This is a genomic window from Chitinophaga sp. (assembly GCF_035564935.1).
In the GTDB taxonomy this organism is placed as follows: Bacteria; Bacteroidota; Bacteroidia; order Chitinophagales; family Chitinophagaceae; genus Chitinophaga.
Map to the genome: position 1 here is coordinate 1 of NZ_DATMTE010000269.1, position 4,307 is coordinate 4,307.

Genomic DNA, 4,307 nt, shown 5'->3' on the forward strand with positions numbered 1-4,307 from the left:
GATCCAAACAATATAGTTACTGTTAAGATGAACCCACCTAATCCGGTTTATTTGGGGTCAGTCTATGTTGGTGGTTATTATCCAGCGCCGGGCGAACAACCAGTTACGGTACTTTCTTATACCTGTAACGACCCCACCGGCGGCTGCTCTCCTTTATTCAGGAATAAAATTTCCCGTATGGAGAGAATAGACTATGATCAGACTTTCTCCATGAATCCGGATTCTTTAAGGAACGATGGTTTTGCGCAGGTAGCAAATCTGGTGGCAGACAATTGTGCTAATAATGCAGATGTATGGATGTCGCAATTGGAGGAAGGACTTAGTGGATATACTTCTGCCGCGAAAAATGTACTTCGTCAGAAATTGATTGAAGTGTGCAAACTGGGTGGGGATACTGCTCACTTAAACGGTGCGAGTGCGGCAGTGCCTGGTGTTACTGCGGAGGGTTATCGTTCCTTCAAGGATGTGATGTTGGGTGTATTGGGCGCAGGTAGTATTACAATGATGAATAATCCCTGGATTCTTTCCGGGCCATATCCGTTTAATGTGAAGGCACAAACAGCAGAAGCAGTTATCGGCAACACGAATCCGGCTATCTGCGCCCGTTTGAGTGCTTTGCAGGCAACCTATAACAGCAATGCTGCGGGACGCACATTCTTCAAATACCTTACAGATACCTACGGCAGTGCGATGAATCTCAAACAGGAGGAGTTGGATCAGCTGATAAAAAGTTGTGGTAACTGCCGGTATCTGCTGGCCAGCCAGCTTACATTGCCGGTATTCCTGGAAGTAAATACAAAAGGATGTATTACACCTGCTGAGTTCACTGCCGGAATGACGGCGCTTAACCAGGAGCCATGGTCAGGTGGGCTGGATAACACAAAGGATAATTATGAAACCATTGTAGCCACTTATCTGAACCATCGCTGGGGCTTTTCGCTGGGGTATTCGGATTATGATGACTACAGGCAGAAGGTAACGGCGGGTACTTCAGCGTTGCTCTGCAATGAGCCGGTGTTCAGGTCAGTAACCCCTGATCCTGCTGAGTGTTTGATGGGAATGATAGATGGAGCAATTGCGGGTGGTCGTCGCCGTTATATGGTATATATTGATTCTGTCCGACAGAATTTCCGTAGACAATACGTTACCATATGTGCTGCTACAAAGACTACTGCTAATCTGAAAACGCAGCAGCAGCTTTATCATTTCACGCTTTATTATTATGATCAGGCGGGTAACCTGGTGAGGACGGTACCACCGGAAGGGGTGGATGTACTAAGTACGGAAAAATTGAATACCACCACCACGGAAGTTCCAGCTGACTTTACCTGTAACTACAATGGCGCCAGCGTTAATACAAATTTGCCATTGACATTGACAGAACTGACTAATTCATTGAATATTCAGACCGGTGTATCGGTAGAAATGTGGATTAAAGGCCGGCCAACGGGAGCTACCCAGGTGTTGACTCCTACCTCCGATAATAATTACTTCTTTACTACCTGCATTAGCAGCACCTATTGCTATATCTCGATTTATAAGATGAATCCGGAGACTAATGCTATCAATATCGTAACCAGTAGTCATATAGCGGTGCCCATTACGGCTTTTAAGGGTGGCGACTGGCTACACCTGGTAGTACAGGGAAGTAATTTGATGAATGGGGTACTGAGTACCTATGTAAATGGTCAATTACTGAATAATGATACGAAAGCACCACCGGCGCCTTGTTCCTGGGAGATTGTGGTTGGTACAGGCGGAGTATCTATCACCAATGATCTCAGTGATCTGAAGCACCTAAGAACATATAACCGTCAGCTTACGGCCGATGAAATATGGATCAACTCCCAGGAGCCTTGTATGGCACAGATGGCGGGCCTGGACGCGAGGCGTTTCTGGGGTCGTTATAATGTACCGGCTAATGGTGCGCCGGGAACGGTGGGCGGTCCGAACTCCAACACTGAAGTACGTCCTATGCCAGTGCAGCCTCAACACAGGCTTGCTACCGATTATGCCTATACTTCTTTAAACCAGGTATCGAAGCAGAAGAGTCCGGATGCCGGTGTCAGCGGTTTCTGGTACGATTACCTGGGGAGACTGATTGCCTCACGAAATGCAAAACAGTGGGCCCGGAATAACAATTATAATTATTCAGTATATGATGCACTTGGTCGTATTACAGAGAATGGCGAGGTTTTTAGTAACGTCAGTATTTTTGAACCTGGTTTTATTATAAACTATGGGGATCTATTGGCGAGTCCCGTTTCAAATCCTGAGCGCATTTATACTTTCTACGACAGCCCCATGCTGCCCTCCGGCCTGGGTACACAGGATAACCTTAGAAACAGGGTCTCAGCTCAATACCGGTACGTTGCCGCCTCTACAGGAGGAACTACGACTGATAATTTTGTTTACAGCTATGATCTGCTTGGGAATGTGAAAACGTTCTGGCATGGGAATGGGTTGTCCGACTACAAACGGACAGATTACAACTATGACCTGATCAGTGGAAAAGTGAATGCAGTTCGTTATCAGCCCGGAAAAGATGATCAGTTCTATTATGCCTATACATATGATGCGGAAAACAGGTTAGTAGAGGCAAAATCCGGTATCAGCAGCGTATCTGTCGACAAGTGGGAGATCAGTGGTGCAGTTACAGATGCCTTCTATCGCTACTATAAACATGGCCCACTCAGCCGCATGGAGTATCTACGTAATGCCATACAGGGTATTGATTACGCCTATACGTTGCAAGGTTGGTTGAAAGGTGTTAACGGCAACTATCTCTCGCCAGCATCCGATATGGGAAGGGATGGTGACCCTTCGGGAACGAAGGCGCATTTTGCCAAAGACGTGGCCTCGTATACACTGGATTACTTCCAGGGTGACTATACCCCAATTGGCAAGCCCCCCACTGTTACGAATCCGTTCGCATTGAAATGGGAAAGTAAGGCCGCTGATATTGCAGGTCAGGATTTGTATAATGGCAACATCGCGCGTTCAGAGCTTGCCCTGAAAGGCATAAACGGAGGAAATCCGATAGGCTATAGCTACCGCTATGATCAGTTGAACCGGTTACGAACCATGCGTCAGCATACATTAGTGGAAGGGGCCAGCACCTGGGAAATGGGTACTACTCCTCCAACACCCTATGCAGAAGATATTACTTATGATGCGAGCGGTAATATTCTCACGTATAACCGTAATAATATGAGCGGTGCGCCGATGGACCGGCTCACATATAACTATCCGCGGAATGGTGGTGGGCAGCTAACCCGTAACCGGTTGAGATATGTCAGGGATGGGATCACATTGCCACTTTATCCAGGTGTCGATATTGGAAATCAGGCTCCAGCTGTAGAAACAGCAAGTGAGATTGGGAATGTAGCGGGTGACGCCTACCAATATGACGAAATTGGTAACCTGATAAAGGATGGAAACGATGTATCTGAAATAGAATGGAATATTATTGGAAAAATCAAAAGTTTTAAGAAAGGAACGCTTAAAACAGAGTATTTTTACGATCCGGCAGGTAACAGGTCCAGGAAAGTGGTGGAAACGTCTGCGCAAAACTTTACTACCACCTTTTATGAAAGGGACGTAAACGGGAACGTGTTAGCTACCTACGAACAGAAAACAGGGTCAGCAGATATTATATGGAAAGAGCAGTATCTTTATGGTAGCAGCCGTCTGGGTGTGTGGAAGCCTAATATGAAACTGGGTTCTACCACTACAAAGGATGCCCTGTGGACAGCAGTTAATAACCGGGAATACGAGATTACGAATCACCTGGGAAATGTGCTGACCACGATTACGGACAACAAGACACCAACAGGTAGCGTGTATGATGTGACGCTTAGCAGCGCCGTGGATTATTCGCCGTTTGGAATGCAGCTGGTTGGAAGGAAGATGAATGGAAGTTCTTATAGGTATGGGTTTAACGGGAAGGAGAATGATAATGAGGTGAAGGGAGAGGGAAATCAGCAGGATTATGGGATGAGGATTTATGATCCGAGAATAGCGAAGTTCTTAAGTGTGGATCCGTTATCTTCGAAATACCCGTGGTATACGCCATATCAATTTGCGGGGAATACACCGATACAAGCAATAGACGTGGATGGTGCTGAAGAATGGATGATGCAGCAGGCATTTTCAGTGAAACGGAAAGCCGAATTGAAAATTGCGCAAGCAGAGCAGATTGCAAGAGATAAAACGAGAATTCTTACACAGATCCCGGAAAGCCATATAATGTTACCAGATGTGTATGGCGTTCTTCATATGGGCCCGGAATCAAGAGTAAGAGAAAG

1 protein-coding gene is annotated in these 4,307 nt (G+C 46.2%); it reads left to right on the plus strand.

The window, feature by feature from the left end:
* Positions 1–51: 51 nt before the first annotated feature.
* Positions 52–4,307 (plus strand): RHS repeat-associated core domain-containing protein (locus tag VN105_RS07180; protein WP_325639344.1); only part of this gene is annotated, 4,256 nt, incomplete at its 3' end.